The sequence below is a fragment of the Larkinella ripae genome, assembly GCF_054780775.1.
In genome coordinates, this window is record NZ_BAAGVR010000039.1 from 1 (window position 1) to 824 (window position 824).

1 protein-coding gene is annotated in these 824 nt (G+C 58.1%); it reads right to left on the minus strand.

Annotated elements, in window-relative coordinates; all coding sequences use genetic code 11:
- Positions 1 to 824: GDP-mannose 4,6-dehydratase (gene gmd / locus ACYVHX_RS29600; RefSeq protein ID WP_460675340.1), on the minus strand; the 824-nt coding region annotated here is incomplete at both ends.

Sequence of the window (824 nt, forward strand, 5' to 3'; positions counted from 1 at the left end):
AAAGTCCGGGTTGGTGGCACTCACCACGTACGCTTTCTCCTCGACACCCTCACCTTTGAAGGCTAGTTCCACCCCAATCTCCCCGAAGGCCATCTTGACAAAGTCCCGAATGGTGGTCGTCACCCCCGTGGCAATTACAAAATCTTCCGGCTTTTCCTGTTGCAGAATCAGCCACATAGCTTCCACATAGTCCTTGGCGTGGCCCCAGTCCCGCAGCGAGTCGATGTTGCCCAGGAATACCTTGTCCTGCAAACCCAGCCCGATACGCGCCACCGCCCGCGTGATCTTGCGGGTGACGAAGGTCTCCCCCCGCAGCGGGGATTCGTGGTTGAACAGAATCCCGTTGCAGGCATACATGTTGTAGGCTTCCCGGTAGTTGACCGTGATCCAGTAGCCGTACAACTTGGCCACCGCGTAGGGGGAGCGGGGGTAGAACGGCGTCAGTTCCGACTGAGCGTGGCCCTGCACCCCGCCGTATAATTCCGAAGTAGACGCCTGATAAATGCGGGTTTTTTCGGTCAGTCCCAGCAGACGCACCGCTTCCAGAATCCGCAGCGTGCCGATGCCGTCGACCTGGGCGGTGTACTCGGGTTCATCGAAGCTCACCCGCACGTGGGACATGGCGCCCAGGTTGTAGATTTCGTCGGGCTGCACTTCCTGGATGATGCGGATGATGTTGGTCGAATCGGAGAGGTCACCGAAGTGGAGCTTGAAGCGGACGTTTTTTTCGTGCGGATCTTCGTAGAGGTGGTCGATGCGCTGGGTGTTGAACAGCGAGCTGCGGCGCTTGATGCCGTGGACTTCGTAGCCTTTTTCCAATAAGA